We start from the raw sequence: 892 nt of genomic DNA on the forward strand, positions 1-892 counted from the left end.
CCCGGAGATCGACACCCTGCCACACGCCGACACCCTGTTTCGGCTGTTGCGCGACATTGACCTTGAGCACCTCGAACAGGCCCACGTCGATCTGGTGAAGCGGCTGATTCGCGGCAAGAGCTTTCGCCGCTATCTGATCGACCACTGCTATCCGATCGCCATCGACGGCTCACAGAAGCTCGCGGGCGACACCCTCTGGGCGGAGGAACTCCTGCAGCGCACCGTCGGCAAGGAGGAAACCCGTCACACTCAGTACTTCGTCTACGTCCTCGAGGCCAGCCTGGCCTTCCACAACGGCCTGGTCATCCCGCTGCTCAGCGAGTTCCTCGAACACGCCTTGGGCGAACCCGAGGCGCAAAAGCAGGATTGCGAGCGGCGCGCCTTTGCGCGCTTGAGCGAGCGCCTCAAGACCTGCTTCCCCCGCCTGCGGATTCTGCTCCTGCTCGACGGACTCTACGCCAACGGGCCGGTGATGCAGCGCTGCCGTAACTACCACTGGCAGTTCATGATCGTGCTCAAGGACCAGGACTTGCCCTCGGTCTGGCAGGAGTTCCGCGCGCTCCAGGCCCTGAAGCCGCAAGCCGTGCAGCGGAACTGGGGAAGGCGCCGACAACGTTTCACCTGGGTCAACGACATCGACTATGCCTTCGGTTCGAACGGGCGTCAGCATCTCAAGCTGCACGCGGTGGTCTGTGAGGAAAGCTGGGAGAGGGTCGATCAACAGGCCAGGATCGTGACCGAGTCGGCACGCCACGCCTGGCTCTCCAGCCAACCGCTCAGCCGCGAGACGGTTCATGAGCGCTGCAACCTCGGTGCTCGCCACCGCTGGGGCATCGAAGCGGGCTTCCTCGTCGAAAAGCATCAGGGCTACCACTACGAGCATGCCTTTGCC

1 pseudogene is annotated in these 892 nt (G+C 63.6%); it reads left to right on the top strand.

From position 1 onward, the window contains the following. A pseudogene (locus CAPSK01_RS03625) lies at positions 1 to 892 on the top strand (DDE transposase family protein); the annotation flags it as partial.

This window comes from Candidatus Accumulibacter vicinus (assembly GCF_000584955.1).
In the GTDB taxonomy this organism is placed as follows: Bacteria; Pseudomonadota; Gammaproteobacteria; order Burkholderiales; family Rhodocyclaceae; genus Accumulibacter; species Accumulibacter vicinus.